Source organism: Yinghuangia seranimata (genome assembly GCF_029953285.1).
Classification (GTDB): Bacteria; Actinomycetota; Actinomycetes; order Streptomycetales; family Streptomycetaceae; genus Yinghuangia; species Yinghuangia seranimata.
In genome coordinates this window covers 34,215-50,860 of the sequence record NZ_JASAOI010000089.1, presented here as the reverse complement: position 1 = coordinate 50,860, position 16,646 = coordinate 34,215, and the positions used below count along the sequence as shown (strand labels likewise).

16 protein-coding genes are annotated in these 16,646 nt (G+C 73.0%); 8 read left to right on the top strand and 8 right to left on the bottom strand.

Annotation, left to right across the window (positions count from 1 at the left end; translation table 11 throughout):
- On the top strand, positions 1–191 hold a 191-nt coding region (locus QI554_RS41550), incomplete at its 5' end, for a hypothetical protein (RefSeq protein WP_281478181.1).
- Between the two features lie 102 nt (positions 192–293).
- Here the strand turns inward: QI554_RS41550 and QI554_RS41545 are convergent.
- Entirely contained in the window at positions 294–704 is a 411-nt protein-coding gene (locus QI554_RS41545; RefSeq protein ID WP_281478179.1) for an ATP-binding protein, read from the bottom strand.
- A 147-nt stretch (positions 705–851) separates the two neighbouring features.
- Here QI554_RS41545 and QI554_RS41540 point away from each other — a divergent pair, with 147 nt between their 5' ends.
- Together QI554_RS41540 and QI554_RS41535 are read left to right on the top strand one after the other, a co-directional pair.
- The gene (locus QI554_RS41540; protein WP_281478177.1) at positions 852–1,709 is read left to right on the top strand and encodes a DUF5753 domain-containing protein; all 858 of its coding nucleotides are present in this window, start codon (positions 852–854) and stop codon (positions 1,707–1,709) included.
- Positions 1,706–1,933 carry a DUF397 domain-containing protein gene (locus QI554_RS41535; protein ID WP_281478174.1) on the top strand — a complete coding sequence of 76 codons (228 nt, stop codon included), beginning with the start codon at positions 1,706–1,708 and terminating at the stop codon, positions 1,931–1,933. The genes QI554_RS41540 and QI554_RS41535 overlap by 4 nt, the downstream gene beginning before the upstream one ends.
- Here the strand turns inward: QI554_RS41535 and QI554_RS41530 are convergent.
- Both QI554_RS41530 and QI554_RS41525 read right to left on the bottom strand, forming a co-directional pair.
- Positions 1,902–2,618 carry an AMP-binding protein gene (locus tag QI554_RS41530; protein ID WP_281478172.1) on the bottom strand — a complete coding sequence of 239 codons (717 nt, stop codon included), beginning with the start codon at positions 2,616–2,618 and terminating at the stop codon, positions 1,902–1,904. The two genes, QI554_RS41535 and QI554_RS41530, sit on opposite strands and share 32 nt — an antisense overlap.
- A 138-nt stretch (positions 2,619–2,756) precedes the next feature.
- Positions 2,757–4,946 (bottom strand): MMPL family transporter, encoded by a 2,190-nt coding sequence (locus QI554_RS41525; RefSeq protein ID WP_281478170.1) that lies wholly within the window; start codon positions 4,944–4,946, stop codon positions 2,757–2,759.
- A gap of 110 nt (positions 4,947–5,056) precedes the next feature.
- Between QI554_RS41525 and QI554_RS41520 the strand changes: the two genes are divergently transcribed.
- The 3 genes from QI554_RS41520 (at position 5,057) to QI554_RS41510 (ending at position 7,159) form a co-directional block, all read left to right on the top strand.
- A complete protein-coding gene (locus QI554_RS41520; RefSeq protein ID WP_281478168.1) occupies positions 5,057–5,773 on the top strand; it encodes a TetR/AcrR family transcriptional regulator in 717 nt (238 codons plus the stop codon).
- A gap of 86 nt (positions 5,774–5,859) precedes the next feature.
- Positions 5,860–6,642 carry an SDR family NAD(P)-dependent oxidoreductase gene (locus QI554_RS41515; RefSeq protein ID WP_281478166.1) on the top strand — a complete coding sequence of 261 codons (783 nt, stop codon included), beginning with the start codon at positions 5,860–5,862 and terminating at the stop codon, positions 6,640–6,642.
- Positions 6,643–6,781: 139 nt separating this feature from the next.
- Positions 6,782–7,159, top strand: coding sequence for a tetratricopeptide repeat protein (locus tag QI554_RS41510; RefSeq protein ID WP_281478187.1), 378 nt, complete (start codon positions 6,782–6,784; stop codon positions 7,157–7,159).
- 10 nt (positions 7,160–7,169) lie between these two features.
- Here the strand turns inward: QI554_RS41510 and QI554_RS41505 are convergent, their stop codons facing one another.
- The 3 genes from QI554_RS41505 to QI554_RS41495 form a co-directional block, all read right to left on the bottom strand.
- Positions 7,170–7,874 carry a lysoplasmalogenase gene (locus tag QI554_RS41505; protein WP_281478164.1) on the bottom strand — a complete coding sequence of 235 codons (705 nt, stop codon included), beginning with the start codon at positions 7,872–7,874 and terminating at the stop codon, positions 7,170–7,172.
- On the bottom strand, positions 7,871–8,737 hold the full coding sequence (locus QI554_RS41500; RefSeq protein ID WP_281478161.1) for a sterol desaturase family protein: 867 nt from the start codon (positions 8,735–8,737) through the stop codon (positions 7,871–7,873). The genes QI554_RS41505 and QI554_RS41500 overlap by 4 nt, the downstream gene beginning before the upstream one ends.
- 124 nt (positions 8,738–8,861) lie before the next feature.
- Positions 8,862–9,752 carry an HhH-GPD family protein gene (locus tag QI554_RS41495; RefSeq protein ID WP_281478159.1) on the bottom strand — a complete coding sequence of 297 codons (891 nt, stop codon included), beginning with the start codon at positions 9,750–9,752 and terminating at the stop codon, positions 8,862–8,864.
- Positions 9,753–10,074: 322 nt separating this feature from the next.
- Here QI554_RS41495 and QI554_RS41490 point away from each other — a divergent pair, with 322 nt between their 5' ends.
- A complete protein-coding gene (locus QI554_RS41490) occupies positions 10,075–10,899 on the top strand; it encodes a hypothetical protein (protein WP_281478157.1) in 825 nt (274 codons plus the stop codon).
- A 350-nt stretch (positions 10,900–11,249) separates the two neighbouring features.
- Here QI554_RS41490 and disA read toward each other — a convergent pair whose 3' ends face one another.
- The gene (gene disA / locus QI554_RS41485) at positions 11,250–12,356 is read right to left on the bottom strand and encodes a DNA integrity scanning diadenylate cyclase DisA (RefSeq protein WP_281478155.1); all 1,107 of its coding nucleotides are present in this window, start codon (positions 12,354–12,356) and stop codon (positions 11,250–11,252) included.
- Between the two features lie 107 nt (positions 12,357–12,463).
- The gene (gene radA / locus QI554_RS41480; RefSeq protein WP_281478153.1) at positions 12,464–13,846 is read right to left on the bottom strand and encodes a DNA repair protein RadA; all 1,383 of its coding nucleotides are present in this window, start codon (positions 13,844–13,846) and stop codon (positions 12,464–12,466) included.
- Positions 13,847–14,087: 241 nt separating this feature from the next.
- Between radA and QI554_RS41475 the strand changes: the two genes are divergently transcribed.
- Entirely contained in the window at positions 14,088–16,601 is a 2,514-nt protein-coding gene (locus tag QI554_RS41475; RefSeq protein WP_281478151.1) for a hypothetical protein, read from the top strand.
- The last annotated feature ends 45 nt before the right edge of the window (positions 16,602–16,646 follow it).

Here is a 16,646-nt window from a genome sequence, read left to right as displayed (position 1 = left end):
AGGACACGCTGTCCGAGAAGATCCTGTACGCGGAGCTGCGCCCGGGCTCGATCGTGGTGGTCGGCACCGAGGGCGACGGGGAGAACGAGAAGTTCACCTTCGTCGGCGAGGAGAAGGCCGCACTGCCGGACGTCCCGCCGGTCGAGGCCGCGGGCTCCGGTCCGGACCTCACCAAGGGCGAGGCGAACTGACCCCGCTCTGACGCTCCGTCGCGACACCTAGGCGACACGCGAGGGCCGCCCCCGGGAAACCGGGGGCGGCCCTCGGCCTTTCGGGCCCCGCATATGGAGGGCCTACGCGGGGACCGGGAAGCACGCGCACAGCGCCTTGCGGTCACCCAGGACGAGCGCTTCGACGCGCGACGCGAGCGTCTGCGCGATGAGCAGCCCGCGGCCGCGCTCCTGCTCGTCCCCCGGTTCGTGGAGCCCCGTCAGGTCGGGCACGAACTCCGGTGCGAAGTCGACCACCTCGATCCACAGCACCCCGGGGCCGACCGAGACCCAGACCTCTATACCGCCGCACATCCCGGCGTGCTCCACCGCGTTGCCGGCGAGCTCCGAGACGACCTGGACGGGGCCGAAGCTGTCCACGCCGAACTTGTGGCACAACGTTTCGACGTGGTCGCGGGCCATCGCCACGGACGTCGGGGCCGGGGGCAGCCGGACGATGTACACGGGCTCTGAGTACGCGGCGGTGGCGTGCACAGACTCTCCCTGATGGTTGCTCTCTGTATTGACGTAAGAGCATTGTGTAGTCAAGATGAGTGAAGCACTCGTGAAACTGCACGTGCAAGTAGATGCGGAAAAGTCGCACAAGAATCATGAATCGTCCTCCGGGGAAGGCGAGCAGCGATGGCGACCGACTCTCAGCACACGTTGAAGCGCAAGAGGCTCGGTCAGGAGCTGCGTCGCATCCGCGAGGAACGCGAGATCACCCGCAGCGCGGCGGCCGCGGCGATCAAAGGCGACGTCACCAAGATCAGCCGTATGGAGCTCGCGCGCGCCTACGTGAGCCCGCACGACCTGAACACGCTGTGCCGGCTGTACGACGTGCCGCCTCAACAACAGTTCGAACTAGAGCAGTTGATTGTGGAGAAGCGCCCGCGACATTGGTGGCGCGAGTACTCCGATGTGATGAATACGCACCTGGCCGAGTTCGTCGCGCTGGAGGACGATGCGGTCGTCGAGCGTGAGTATCAGCCGATGGTGGTCACCGGGCTCCTGCAAGTGGTCGACTACATGGCGGCGGTCATGGAGACGGGGCTCTTCGCGCTGGGGCCGGACCAGATCGAGAGCCTCATAGCGGTACGCCTCGGCCGACAGCGGCGGCTCGTTGACCAGCGGGTCTTGGAGTACCACGGCATCGTGACGGAGGCGGCACTGCACATCGACACGGGCGGCCGCGACGTGATGCGGCAGCAGATGCTGCACCTCGTCGAGATGGCGAAGCTGCCCAATGTCACGTTCCAGGTAGTGCCCTTCAACGGGCCGCGAAGGGCGGCGTATGCGACGGGATTTGTCACCCTCGGGTTCGCTGATTCGGCCGATCCCGACGTCGCGTTCATGGAAGGCCTCGGCGGTATGATCCCGCGAGACGCGCGACGCGAAGTCCAGCGATTTGACCGGCTGTTCCACACGATCGAGGCTGCGGCGCTGTCGCCGGACGACACGGTCGCGCTGCTTCTCGAACGAGCGGAAAGTCTGGAATGAACAAGTCCTCGCTGTACAAGGCCGATACGACCGGCGTCACATGGGTCAAGTCGACCTTCTCGGCGGACCAGCACGGCTGTTGTGTCGAACTCGCGCGGATCCCCGGCGGTGTCGCGATGCGTGACTCCAAGGACATCGCGCGTCCGGCACTCTGCTACACCCGTGACGAACTCGCGGCCTTCATCGCCGGTGTCAAAGCCGGGGAATTCGACCACTTCCTGTGACGGCCGCCAGAGCGTCGTGCAGATCGCTCGCGCGTGAGCGCATATCCCGGTGCGAGTAGGCGAGTTCGCTGTCGCACGGAGTCCACGAAACCGCCGCCCGGTCCTCCGGGTGAACCGCGACCGCGGCCAGGTACGCGGCGGGTTCGTCGGGGATGGGTGCGGCGGCGTCCAGGTCGAGTGCGCCGTCCGGGACGTCCGGGCCCCAGGCCAGTACCGTCCGCAGACAGGGCAGGGCGACGGCGGTGGACGCCGGGCGGTGCGGCCCTATGCGGGTGCTGGTCACGATGACGCGTGCGCCGGTGCGCAGTGAGCGGTAGGTGAGCGACCGGTCGCTGAGCCGGGCCGGCAGCGGCATGGCGGCGGCGCCGATCCGCCAGCAGGCCAGGACGGCCTGGGCGAGTTCGACGCCGCCGGGGAGCTGGATCGCGAGCGTGTCGCCGCGGCGTAGGCCGTGGGTGAGCAGGAGCGCGGCGAGCCGGTCGACCTCCTGGTCGAGCCGGCTCCAGGTCCACGTCGCGGGGCCGCGTCCGGTCAGTTCGCGGATGCCCGGCGGGTCGGTGACGGCCGGCTCGTCGGGGTGCACCGCGACGCGGTCGCGCAGCAGGTGGTCGAGGGTCTCGGCGGTCCGGTCGGGGCCGCTTCCGGGCACCGTCCGGGCGGGCGGCTGCGGGGCGTGCGGTCCCATCGCGCTCTCCTCGGTCTGTGTGTGGTGCGGTGCGCGGTCAGGCAGGGGCCAACTACCTGTGGGTGTCCGGACGTTGCCCCACAGTAGTCGCCCCTGCCTGTCGGCGCGAGGGTCACACAGTCCAGGTTCGGACCAAAATCAGACCAGGATCCGCTCGTCCGTGTCGGACGGGCTCTCGCTGACGCCGACCTTGGCGTGCAGGCGGCGCAGGCCGCGCGGCGCGTACCAGGCGGTGGGGCCGAGCAGGCGCATGGAGGCCGGCACGAGGACGCCGCGGATCAGGCTGGCGTCGATCAGGATGGCGACCGCGGCGCCGAGGCCGAACAGCTGGAGGAAGCTGACGCTGCTGGTGACGAACGCGATGAACGTGACGGCCAGCAGCATGGCGGCGGTGCTGACGATGCGGCCGGTGCGGGCGAGGCCGTAGGTCACCGCGTCGGTGTCGGAGGCGCCCGCGTCGTGCAGCTCCTTGATGCGGCTCATGACGAACACCTCGTAGTCCATGGACAGTCCGAAGGCGATGCAGAACAGCAGCACCGTCATCGACGTGTCCATCGGCAGCGGCGTGAAGCCGAGCGGGCCGGACAGGTGTCCGCTCTGGAACACCCACACGGCGACGCCCATGGCCGCGGCGATGCTGAGCCCGTTGAGCAGCAGGGCGCGCAGCGGCTGGACGACGCTGCCGGTGAACAGGAACAGCACGACGAACGTGGTCAGGGCGATGAGTCCGAGGGCGAGCGGTACGCGGTCGGCGATCGCCTTCTTCGTGTCGATGAGCTGCGCGTCGACGCCGCCGACCATGACGTGGGTGTTCTGCGGGCCGTCGAGCGCGCGGATGTCCTTCACGAGGCTCTGCGCGGCGTCCGACTTGGGAACGAGCGTGCTGGAGACGGAGAACAGCTGCGCGTCCCGGGCGGCGAGCCTGGGGTTGCCGGGCGCGGGGACGGCGGTGCCGTGCGCGTAGCTGCCGGTCGAGGTGTCGACGCGGGCGACGCCCTCCAGGCCGGAGATCCGGACGGCGTACCCGGACAGGTCGCCGCCGGCGCCCTTGCCCTCGACGATGACGTCGATCGCGTGCGCCTCGTTGGAGGAGTAGTCGTTCCGCAGTGACTCGCCGACCTTGTACAGCGACGCGCTGCTCGGCAGCACCCGCTCGTCCGGGGTGCCGAACTTGACGCCCAGCAGCGGCGACGCGGCCAGCAGCAGCGCCGCGAGCACGGGCAGCGCGGTCAGCACCGGGCGCTTGGCGACGGTGCCGGCGAGCCGTGCCCAGAACGGCGTCTCGGCGCCCTGCACGCCCTTGATGCCGCGGATGCGCCCGGCCTCGACGCGCGGCCCGAGCACCGACAGCAGCGCGGGGGCGACGAACAGCGCGGCGAGCGCGGAGATGATCACCACGCCGATGCCGGCGTAGGCGAACGAGCGCAGGAAGTACATCGGGAAGACCAGCATCACGGCGAGCGCGGCGGCCACGGTGGCGGCGGAGAAGACGATGGTGCGACCCGCCGTCTGGACGGTGCGGACGACGGCGTCGGGCACGCTCATTCCGCCGTGCACGAGTTCGCGGTGCCGGGCGACGATCAGCAGCGCGTAGTCGATGGCGAGGCCGAGCCCGAGCGCGGTGGTCAGGTTGATCGAGAAGACCGACACGTCGGTGATGTTGCCGAGCACGAAGAGTTCGGCGAACGTGCCCATGATCGCGACGAATCCGATGGCGAGCGGCACGAGCGCGGCGACGACGCTGCCGAACGCGAGCACCAGCAGCAGCATGGTGAGCGGCACGGCGATCGCCTCGGCGATGGCGAGGCTCTTGCCGACCTGGCCGGTGACCGTCGGGGAGAGCGGCGCGTCGCCGCCGAGTTCGAGGGTGATCGGGCCCTTGGGGGCGAGGTCGGCGGCCATCGCTTCGCGCACCGGGGCGGGCAGCTTCTCGACGTCGTCGGGGGAGCGGGCGACGAGGAGCGCCTTGGTGCCGTCCTTGGACTTGAGCGCCGGCGAGCCGGTCGTCCAGTAGGAGGCGACGTCCTTGTAGTCGGGCTGGGCGGCGAGCGCCTGGGTGAGGCGGCGTCCGGCGTCGGCGATCGCCGGGTCGTCGACCGGGCGGCCGCCGGTGCGGACCTCGACGACGAGGTTCGGGGTGCCGCCGAAGGTCTCCGAAACGGTGTGTTTGGCCTTGTAGGAGTCCGAGCCCGGGTCGTCGAAGCCCTCGGACTTGAGGACGCCGAACGCGCCGAAGCCGAGGCCGGCGGCCGCGACGAGCAGGACCAGGGCGGTGACGAGGACGGTGCGGGCCCGGTGGGCGGCGAGTGTGCCGATGCGCTCAAGCATGGGAGCCTCGATGTTTATGCCGTCAACAATGTTGTCACTGATAACTTGGCATCCAATGTTGCCGCTGTCAACATGGAACCGGTGAACGATCACCGGAGGTGAGGCGGGGAATGGCGGAACAGCACGAGCCGGACAGTGGCGGCACAGGCCGCAGACGGCGCGCGTACCACCACGGCGACCTGCGCAACGCGCTGCTCGAGGCCGCGGTGCGGCAGGTCCGCGAGAACGGGCCCGACGCCGTGGTGCTGCGTGAGGTGGCCCGTGCGACGGGAGTGTCCTCGACCGCCGCGTACCGGCACTTCGCGAACCACCAGGACCTCATCGAGGCGGTCAAGCAGACCGCGTCGGACCTGATGGCCGCCAGCGTCCGCGCCGAGCTCGCCGCCGCACCGCCGAGCGCCGACCCCGCCGAGGAGGCCCTGCGGCGCGTCCGCGCGGCCGGAAGCGGCTACGTCAGCTTCGCGCGCGCCGAGCCCGGGCTGTTCCGGATCATGTTCCGCGGCGGCGAGAAGCCCTGCGAGGACCCGGTGATCAAGCACCTCCGCGGGGTCTCCGACGAGGGCATCGACGGAGGCGTGAAGAAGGACGCGTCCTACACGATCCTCGCCGAGGCCCTCGACGACTTGGTCGTCCACGGCGTGCTCAGCCCCGCGCGGCGGCCGTTCGCCGACGTCGCGCTGTGGTCCGCCGTACACGGCATCTGCACGCTCCTGCTGGAGTCGGACCTCGCCGCGCTGCCCGAGGAGGCCAAGCAGGCCGCCGTCGAACGCACCTTCGACGTCCTGCTGCGCGGCATCGACGACCGCGAGCCGCCCCCGGCCGGCTGAGCGCGCCCCGCCGGCCCGACCCCCGCGCGACACGATCGGCTCACCCGGGCTGCCGCCGCCCCCGACCCGGTGTGACCCTGGACGCTATGGGCACTCTGGCCGGTGTGGGCAGCGACTACGCGGAGTTCGAGGGCCGGACCGCGCTGGTCACCGGCGCGGCGTCCGGCATAGGAGCCGCCGTCGCGCTCCGCCTCGCGCGCGGCGGAGCCAACGTCGTCGTCGCCGACATCGACGACGTCGGGGCCGCGCGCACCGCGTCCCGCATCAACGACGCCGGCGGCCGGGCCCGCGCGCTGAGCGTCGACGTCGCCCGCCCCGAGTCCGTCGAGGCCCTCGTCGACGCCGCCGTCGAGACGTTCGGCGACCTGCACCTCGCCGTCAACAACGCGGGCGTCGCCGGGCCCGTCGAGGAGACCGCCGACTACCCGCTCGACGACTGGCGCCGCGTCCTGGCGGTCGACCTCGACGGGGTCTTCTACTGCCTCCGTTACGAGATCCCCGCGCTGCTCGCCCACGGCGAGGGCGGCGCCATCGTCAACACCGCCTCCATACACGGCCTCGTGGGCACCGACCGCGCCGCGCCGTACGTCGCCGCCAAGCACGCCGTCGTCGGCCTCACCCGCTGCGCCGCCCTCGAATACGCCGACCGCGGCATCCGCGTCAACGCCGTCGCCCCGGGCGTGGTGGACACCCCGCTGCTCGGCGGCTTCGACGACGACGCCAAGGCCGCGCTCCGCGCCGCCCACCCGCTCGACCGCTTCGGCCGCCCCGACGAGGTCGCCGAGCTCGTCGCGTTCCTGCTCTCCGACCGCGCCGCCTTCATCACGGGCAGCACCCACGCCGTCGACGGCGGCTACACCGCGCGCTGAGGTCCGCGCCCCGCCGGATAACCGATCGCGCCCGCGCCGGGCCCGGGAACACAATCGGGCCACATCCCGTTGACGGCACTGTCCGCGGCCGACCCCCGCGCGACGACCGCCCTCGGCGCCGAAAGGAGCGCACGTGACGATGCAGACCACCGGCATGACCCTGGAGAACTACCGCTGGGCAGAACAGCTGGTCGAAGCCCGCGACCCGCTCGGCGCGCTCAAGCTCATCGAGCCGGTCCTCGACGACGAGCGCGACAACGTCGCCGTGCAACTCCTCGCCGCCCGCGCCTACTTCGGATCCGCCCAGCTCGGCCGCGCGGAGGCCACGCTGCGCCGCGTCATCGAGCTCGACCCGCGCGACGCCTGGGCGCTGCACGCGCTCGGGCGCACGCTGGAGCGCGCCGGGCGCGGGTCCGAGGCGGGGCCGTACTTCCGGCTCGCCGCGGCCATGTGCCCCGAGCCCGAGTACGTGACGGCCGCGTGGCGCTACACGCCCAGCCCCGAGGGCACCGACTGACGCACGGCGCTCAGACGGCGGCGGACCTGCCCGGGTCCGCCGCCGTCGCGTTTCCGGCGACGGCCTTCCCGTACGGCCACGGCGCCCACGACGTCATCAGCAGCAGCTGCGCGGCCAGGTAGAGCGGCATGACCAGCGCGTCCTGGCCGGGCACGACGTCCAGGTCGGCGATCCCGAACGCGATCACGGTGTCCGACACCAGGAACGCCGCCCCGCCGAGCGCGGTCAGCCGGTCCATGCCGGCCGCGAACGCCGCCATCGTGGTCAGCAGCAGGCTGTAGCCGATCACCGGCACCAGCAGGTCGTCGAGGCCGCGCCACAGGACGGCGATCATCGCCGCCCAGGCCAGCCCGTAACCGACCGGGATCCACGCGTTCTCGACCAGCCTGCGCCCGGCGCCGGCCTTGGCGAACGCCCGGACGTACGCGACGTGCCCGACCGCGAACCCGCCCATGCCCACCATGAACAGGCCCTGCTTGTCGGGCAGCAGGCCGACGTCCCCGACGAACCCGCCCGCGAGCGCGATCAGCGGCAGCCGCAGCTCTTTGACGGGCCGCCGCGCGGCGGTGACCACGAACGCCGCCAGCAGCGGCATCAGCAGGGGCTTCGTCGCCCAGCGCACCGGGCCCGCGTCGACCGCGGCGAGCACCGTGTCCAGCGTGCCGAGGACGAGGTACGCGGCCAGCCACCCGCGCGACGCGCGCGAGCCGGTCACGCGGCGGCCTCGGCGGCACTCGGCGCGGCGGCGACGGGGGCCTTCGGCTCGGGACTCCACCCGGGCCCGCGGAACACCCGGCCGAACCGCTCGCGCCAGGTCGTCGCGTGCCGCACGTCGCGCCCGATCGCCCAGTATTCGTGCACCGCGACCCGGAGCGGGTTGTACGTCGAGATGTTCTTGGTCAGGCCGTAGTCCACCTTCTCGCCCTCCGGCTCGAAGGAACGGAACAGCCGGTCCCACACGATCAGGATGCCGCCGTAGTTGCGGTCCAGGTACTGCCGGTTCGACCCGTGGTGCACGCGGTGGTGCGACGGCGTGTTGAACACGTACTCGATCGGTTTCCACAGCCTGTGGACACGCTCGGTGTGGAACCAGAACTGGTAGATCAGGTTCACCGAGTACGCCGCGAACACCATCTCCGGCCGGAACCCGAGCAGCGCCACCGGCAGCATGAACACCATGTGGTGCGCGCCGGTCCAGCTCTGCCGCAGGGCGGTCGACAGGTTGTAGTGCTGGCTCGAGTGGTGCACGACGTGGCTGGCCCACAGCAGCCGGATCTCGTGCATCGCGCGGTGTTCCCAGTAGTAGAAGAAGTCCACCGCGAGCACCGCCAGCGCCCAGCCCCACCACGCCCCGGGCACGTCCAACGGCGTCAGGTGGTACCCGGCCACCCAGAGAAGCGCGGCGAGCAGACCCCAGACGAGGTTCGCCGCGATGCTGCCGACGCCCATGGAGAGGCTGGTGACCGTGTCCTTGACGGTGTAGCCGCGCTTGTCGTCGTCCGGTGAGTACTTGTAGGCCAGGATCTCGACGGCGAGAAGCAGCACAAATGCCGGGATCGCGTACGTCGTGAGGTCCATGATCCGGAGATTACTCGCGGGTAGCCCCGGGGGGAAGACGTCACTTCCCGACGGAGTGGTGGGTGAAGAAGACCCCTCGAAGCCACCCGTCGTGACTTCGAGGACAGGGCCGGTCACGGCCTGTTCACGGTGAAACAGGCGCCCCCGTCGGCAGCCGGTAGACGCCCTCGGCCACCGGCTCGACCAGTCCGTCGGCGACCAGGCCGTCCAACGCCCGTGCGCGCTGGACGGCGTCCTCCCAGACCTCGTCGAGCAGCGCCTGCGGGACCGGTTCGCTGGCCTCGCGCAGCACGGCCAGGAGCTTGCCGCGGACCTGGCGGTCGGTGCCCGCGTAGGTCTGGCCCCGTCGGGGCGGGCCGTCGTACGCGGGCTTCCCCGCCAGGCGCCAGGCGCACAGGGCGGCCACGGGGCAGTCCCCGCACCGGGGCGTGCGGGCGGTGCAGACCAGGGCGCCGAGCTCCATGATCGCGACGGCCCAGGTGGCGGCGGTCTCGTCGACGTCCGGCATGGCGGAGGCGGCGGTCTTGCGTTCCGCCGGAGTGGTCGACTGCGGCGGGTACTCGGTGCCGTCGACGGTTCGCGCGAAGACGCGGCGCACGTTGGTGTCCAGCACCGCGTGCCGCTGCCGGAACGCGAACGACGCGATCGCCGCGGCGGTGTACTCGCCGACCCCGGGCAGGGCCAGCAAGTTGGCGTGCACGTCGGGCACTTCCCCGGCGTGCAGGTCGCGGATGGCGGTGGCGGCCGCGTGCAGGCGCAGCGCACGGCGCGGGTAGCCGAGGCGGCCCCACGCCCGGACGGCCTCGCCGGGCTCGTCGTCGGCGAGCGCGGTGGGCGTGGGCCAACGGGCAAGCCACGCCTCGTACATCGGCAGGACGCGGTTGACGGGGGTCTGCTGGAGCATGAACTCGCTGACCATCACCGCCCACGGCGTCGCGTCCTCGGTGCGCCAGGGCAGCTCGCGGGCGTGCTCGGTGTACCAGTCGAGGATGGGGTCGTTGAGTGCGTGCGGCATGAGGCCTCGATCCTCCCACGGCCGGCGGTCCGCCGAGGCGCGCCGGTGGGACGTCCGTCTCGCCGTTCGGACCAAGATCGACAACGTGAGCGGGATCACGCGCCTCACTCCTGTGGGGGAGCGTGCGGAGGGGCGCGCGGGTTGCTCGTTTTTGCCCGGGAACGCCCCGCGTGCGACCGTCTCAACATCCAAAATCCCACGTCGCATGCGGCGCGGCTGCGCCAGACGGCCTAACGGGCGGCCCTAGAGTTGCCCGGTGGACTCTGTAACCCGCCCCGTTGGACATCTTCCCCCGTCCGTGTACTGGCGCCGGCGAGCCATCGTGTTGGTCGGCCTCGCTGTGCTCATCGCGCTCGTCGCGTGGGCGTGCAGCGGGGGCGACAGCGGTGACGACAAGGGCAAGGCCGCCGCTGAGAGTTCGGCGTCGCCGAGCGGCGTCGCGCCCGCGCCCGGCCAGATCACGCCCGGCGGCACCGCTGGTGCCGCGGCGGGTTCGTCGACCGGGGCGACCGGCGGCACGAACGGCCAGCAGCCGGGCGCCGCGTCGGGCGGCTCGGCGGGCAACGGCGGTGCGGCGGGCGGCGGTACGGCCGCCGGAGGCTCCAACGGCGGTGCGACCACTGGCGCGACCGCGGGTGCGACCGCGGGCCAGCAGGGCGTCCCGGCGACCGGCGGTGCCGCGTCGGGCGGCGGTGCGCCGCCGATGCTGGGCGGCATTCCGGCGTGCACCTACCAGCAGGGCGGCAACGCGGAGCTGACGCTCTCCGGCGACCGTCCCGCGGACACCAAGTACCGGGTGGGCGAGCAGGTCCAGCTGACCCTGAACGTGCGCAACGTCGGCACGCAGACCTGCGCCGTCGACCTGTCGGCCAAGTCCGCCACCGTCGAGGTCACGTCGGGCAGGGACCACATCTGGTCGCCCGCCGACTGCGCGCCCGCCAACAAGCCGGAGATCGTGCAGGTGCAGCCCGGCCAGTCCGCCGCGCGCAACTTCACCTTCACCTGGACCCGCTCGGACCCCGCGCACTGCACCGGCGCCGCCCCCGCGCTGTCCCCGCCGGCCGCCGGCTCGCTCTTCAGCGCCTCGGGCAAGGTCTCGGGCATGCAGTGGGCGACCAAGCAGTACCAGTGGACCGTCGCGCAGTAGGTCCGACGAGCCGGCCGGGCCCGGCCCGGCCGGCCTCCGGGCACGGCGCGTGGACCGGCCGGGCGTGACGGACAGAGGCCGACAACACGAAAGGGCCCCCACCGACGGTGGGGGCCCTTTCGCGTCGCATGCGCGGGACGGAGCCGTGAGGCGCTGAGACACCCCGGGACACCCCGCGGATACGCCGGAGCCCGCGCACGCCCCCGGAAGGGCGGCGCGGGCTCGGTGTCCGCGGTCGGCCGGACCAGCCGCAGCGCCGTGCGCGGCCGACGACGGCCGCGCGAGCTTCGGCGCACGGTGCTCCGGTCCACCCGGGCCCGGCCCTCGGCGGGCCGGGCCGGTGTGTCCCGTCAGACGTAGCGTTCGAGGATCGACGACTCCGCGAGCCGCGACAGCCCCTCGCGCACGCTGCGCGCCCGGGCCTCGCCCACGCCGTCGACCGCCTGGAGGTCGTCGACGCTCGCCGCGAGCAGCTTCTGCAGGCCGCCGAAGTGCTCCACGAGCCGCTCGATGACCACCGGTGGCAGCCGCGGCACCTTGGCCAGCAGCCGGTAGCCGCGCGGGCTGACCGCCGAGTCCAGCACCTCGGCGCTGGAGGTGAAGCCCAGCGCGCGGGCCACCGTCGGCAGGTCGAGCAGGTCGGTGTGGGTCAGGCCGTCGAGTTCGTCGAGGACGTCCGCCTCGGTGCGGCCGCGCTTGAGCGCCCGCTCCGGGATGTAGTCGCGCGACACCAGCGAGCGGTCCGGCTCGACGCCCGCGATCAACTCCTCGAGCTGGAGCGAGAGGAGCCGCCCGTCGGTACCCAGTTCCGCGACGTACCCGTCGATCTCACGCGCGATCAGACGGACCATCTCGAGGCGCTGCGACACGGCGCACACGTCGCGCACCGTGACCAGGTCCTCGATCTCCAGCGCCGACAGCGTGCCCGCCACCTCGTCGAGGCGCAGCTTGTAGCGCTCGAGCGTGGCCAACGCCTGGTTGGCGCGGGACAGGATCGCCGCGGAGTCCTCCAGGACGTAGCGGCGCCCGTTCACGTACAGCGCGATGAGGCTCATCGACTGGCTGACCGACACCACCGGGTAACCGGTCTGCTTGTTGACCCGCTCCGCGGTGCGGTGCCGCGTGCCGGTCTCCTCGGTCGGGATCGACGGGTCCGGCACGAACTGCACGCCGGCCCGCACGATCTTGGTGCAGTCCTTGTCGACGACCAGGCCGCCGTCCAGCTTGCACAGCTCGCGCAGCCGGGTCGCGCTGAACTCGACGTCCAGCACGAAACCGCCGGTGCACAGCGCCTCGACGGTCTTGTCGAAGCCGAGAATGATGAGGCCGCCGGTCTTCCCGCGCAGGATGCGTTCGAGCCCGTCCCGCAGCGGTGTACCCGGCGCGACAGCCATCAGCGAAGCCCGTACCAGCGCCTGGTCGGTCGTGCCCCTGTCGGTCCGGTCATTCGTTGCCACAGAACTCCCCGTGGTCGTCGCCGTCCCCGGCTACGACGGCGGTGCCGGGCCCGGGTGTCGCCCGGGGATACGGCGCCGCTGCCGCTGAGAAAGATCGGTGGAAAAGTCTACCGGTGAGACACAAGGGAGAATGCGCGCAGCGCCTCGGAGATGTCGGCCACTTCCGTCACACGCATTCCGTCGGGCACCTTGCCGGGGTCCGGCGGCACCAGCGCGTGCGTGAAACCGAGCCGGTGCGCCTCGGCGAGTCGCCGCTGGACGCCGGTCACGCGGCGCACCTCGCCGGCCAGTCCGACCTCGCCGATCGCGACCAGCTTGGGCGGCAGCGGATGGTCCGCGGCGGCCCCGGCGAGCGCGAGCGCGGCGGCCAGGTCGGCGGCCGGCTCGGTCAGCCGCACGCCGCCGACCGTCGCCGTGTAGATCTCGGTCTTGTCGAGGCGCACGCCGCCGCGCCGCTCCAGCACCGCGAGCACCATCGACATGCGCGCCGAGTCCAGGCCGGACGTCGCGCGCCGGGGGGTGGGGATCTGGGACGGCGCCACCAGCGCCTGCACCTCGGCCACCAGCGGCCGCTTGCCCTCCAGCGTCACCGTGACGCAGGTGCCCGCGACCGGAACCTGCCGCTGGGTGAGGAACAGGCCGCTCGGGTCGGGCAGGCCCTTGATGCCCTCGTCGTGCAGCTCGAAGCACCCGACCTCGTCGGCGGCGCCGTAGCGGTTCTTCACCGCGCGGACCAGGCGCAGCCGCGCGTGCCGGTCGCCCTCGAACGACAGCACGACGTCCACGAGGTGCTCGAGGAGCCGCGGGCCGGCGATCGAGCCGTCCTTCGTCACGTGGCCGACGATGATCGTCGCGATGCCGCGTTCCTTCGCGACCCGGATGAGGCCGCCGGCGACCTCGCGCACCTGCGACACCCCGCCCGGCGCGCCGTCGATCTCCGGCGAGGCGATCGTCTGCACCGAGTCGACCACCATCAGCGCGGGCTTCACCGCGTCGACGTGGCCGAGCACCGCCGAAAGGTCGGTCTCCGCCGCCAGGTACAGGTGGTCGTTCAACGCGCCGATCCGGCCCGCGCGCAGGCGCACCTGCGACGCGGACTCCTCACCGGTCACGTACAGCGTCGGGGCCCCGGGGGTGGCGAACGCGCTCGCGACCTCGAGCAGCAGCGTCGACTTCCCGACGCCGGGCTCGCCGGCCAGCAGGATCACCGCGCCGGGCACGACACCGCCGCCGAGCACCCGGTCCAGCTCGTCGACGCCCGTCGAGTGGAAGCGGGCCGCCTCCACGTCGATCCGCGGGATCGGCAGCGCGGGCGAAGTCACCGGACCCGCCGTGACGGTACGCAGCTTCGACGCCGAGCCGTACTCCTCGACGCTGCCCCAGGCCTGGCACTCGGGGCACCTGCCGAGCCACTTGGGCGTGGTCCAACCGCACTCGGTGCAGCGGTACGACGGGCGGGCTTTACCGGTCGTACCGGCGGTCTTGGCCATACGCGGCACGGTAGCCGCCCGAACCGACACCGTGCGGGGCGACCCGCCAGCGGGGTCACCACGGGGGTACGGGGGCTCGTGTGGGGAGTGTCCGGGTGGCGCCAGGTGGCGCCCGGAGGGCGGGTTTGTCACGGGAGGGTGACAGCGCGACCGGAATCGGGTGGTCCTCCGCCAAAACCATGGTGGGCCCGCTCGCGCGTGCGTACGGTGAGGCCTCATGCATGGTGGGGGAGCACCGGGCGTGGGGCCCGGGCTTGCCGCGGCGCTTGCCCGCGGCCACGAGGAGGGGACGCCGGAAGGCGTCGCGGAGCTCTACGACACCTACGCGGACGAGCTGTTCGCGTACCTGCGCACGCTGACCGGCGACGACCGGATCGCGGGCGAACTGCTGCACGACACCGTGGTCGTCGTCCGCTCACGGGCACGCGGCCTCGGCGGAAGCGCGGGCGCGGGGGGCGCCGGCGCCTCCGGCGGGGGCCGTGGTCCCGGGCGTACGGCCGGCGGCCCCGAGGGCGTCGGCGGCCGTGCGGCGGGGCGTGGGGACGGCACCCTGCGGGCGCTGCTGTACGCGGTCGCGCGCAGCGAGGCGGCACGGCACGGCGGCGTCGCGGTGGGCGCGGCGGCGTCGGACGGATTCGGGGCCGCCAGCGCGACGGGAGCCCCGGCCCGCCCCGACGCAAGGGCGGCGGAATTCGGTCAGGTCTGGCGGCCGGGCGTGGTCGACCTCGGCGCGGTAAGGGACCGGGCGCGGCTGCTGCCGCTGGTGCCGACCGCGCTGAAGGGCGTCGAGCCCGCCGAACGCGAGGCCCTCGAACTGACCGTCCGGCACGGGCTGGACGCGGCCGAGCTGGGGCGCGTCCTGGAACTGTCCGAGCGCCAGGCCGTGCGCCTGGTCGCGCGCGGGCGCACGCAGTTCGCCGAATGCCTGGTGGTGCACGCCGTGTGCGTGCACCCCGACCAGGAGTGCGCCGAACTTGCCGTGCTGCTCCCGTCCGGCGTGGTGTCGGGCGCCGCGCTGCCGGGACCGATCGAGCCGGAACTGCGCGTACCGGCCCGGCTGCACGTCGAATCGTGCGGCGCGTGCAGGCCGTTCATCCCGGAGGGGCTGCGGGAGGACGGTGCGCGGTACACGGGACCGCGCGCGGAGTCACGGGCACACGGAGCCGTCGCGCCCGACGCGGGAGCCGTGCACGTCGGCGCCACGGAGCTTGGGCGGGGCGCGGGAGGCCCGGCCAGGGACCGGCAGACGGGAACCACCGCGACAACGCACTCGGGCACGACGGCACCGCCGCACCCGGACCGCGAATCCGCCGCCGCCGTCACCGCGGAGCGGCGCCCTGACGAAACCGGCACCCGACGCACCTACCCGCGATCCCCGGGCGAGCAGAGCCCGTTCAGCGCGGGACCCGGCGTCCCGCCGGGATTTCGGGCGCGAGGTGTGGACGCGAGCGGCGCGCAGGCGCCCGGAGGTTCCGCACGGCGCAGCGGCACGGCCGGGGCCGAGGACCCGAGCGCGGAGAGCGCCCGGCGGGGAGACGGTCGGGCCGCCGGCCGTCATTCCGCCGAGGGAGGCTCCGCGCACCATGGTTCGCGCGGTCCCGGGGGCGAATCCGCGTGGCAGGGGGCGGGCGCCGGATCCGCAGCGAGGCGGACTCGGCCGGACAGTGCCCTGAACCTCGGCGACGCGGCAACGGAAGGCGCGGCGCGGGGGAGAAGCCTCGGCGGGGCGCCTGATCTGTCGTCAGCAACGCGTCGTTCGACGGTCCCCGGGCCGAGGCGTCGGGCGAAGGCATCCCGCGAAGCCACCCAACCCCTCGCCCCGACAGTCGTGTTCGGCCAGGTCGAGGCCACCGCGGAGTCCGGCTCGCCGGGCCTCGCGGCGACCGTGGACGCGTTGCTGGGCACCGGGCCCGCGCGGCCGGCGCCCCTGGCGGTGCGGGCCGAACTGCTCCGTACCACCTCGCACGGCGCACGCGCCGCGCACGGGCTCGTCGTCGCACGCGCGGTGCGCGCCGGGCGCGACGGGTTCCCGCGCACCAAGAAGCGCCGGATACGCACGCCGCTCGCGACCACCGCGGCAGCGGCGGCCGCCGCTGTGCTGCTCGGCGTGGCCCTGACCACCGGCGGCGACGCGCATCCGAGCACCCAGGCCGACGCGCCGGTGGCCCTGGCCACGCACACAGGCGCCGAGTCCACCGAACCCACGCCGGGCCCGGGCGTCGCGGGCGCGGGCGGGCCGGGCGCCGGCGTCGAACTGCCGCCCCCGGCACGCGACGACGGTGCCGCAGCGGCCACGACGCAGCCGCCGAGCCCGTCGAGCACACCGTCCCCGACCGCCCGCCCGTCCGACAGGACCACCGCCGGCGCGACCAAGGGCTCCGGAAACGGCAACGGCAAGCCCGGCGGCGACGCGCGGATCGCCGGCGCGATGGACGGCGCCGACACCGGAGGCGGCAACGGGCCGCGAGTCCTCACCCCGTCGGTCGTCCTGACCGCCGGAAACCCGGTCGGCACACTGCGCCTTTCGGCCGCCGACGCTCCGGTGAACTGGACGCTCGGCGTGTCGGGCGCGCCGTGGGTCTCGCTGTCGCGCACGTCGGGCACTTTGCGGGCGGGCGCCACGGTGTCGGTCACGGTCGCGTGGGACACCGCGCGGGCACCCGCGGGCGGGCCGGTCACGGTCACGATCGCGGTCGGCCCCGGCGGTCAAACGATCACCGTCACAGGCCCTGGGAGGTCATCCGGTCCGCGATGAACGCCGATGATCACCATTCACTCGCAAGTGTGATTATCGCTCCCG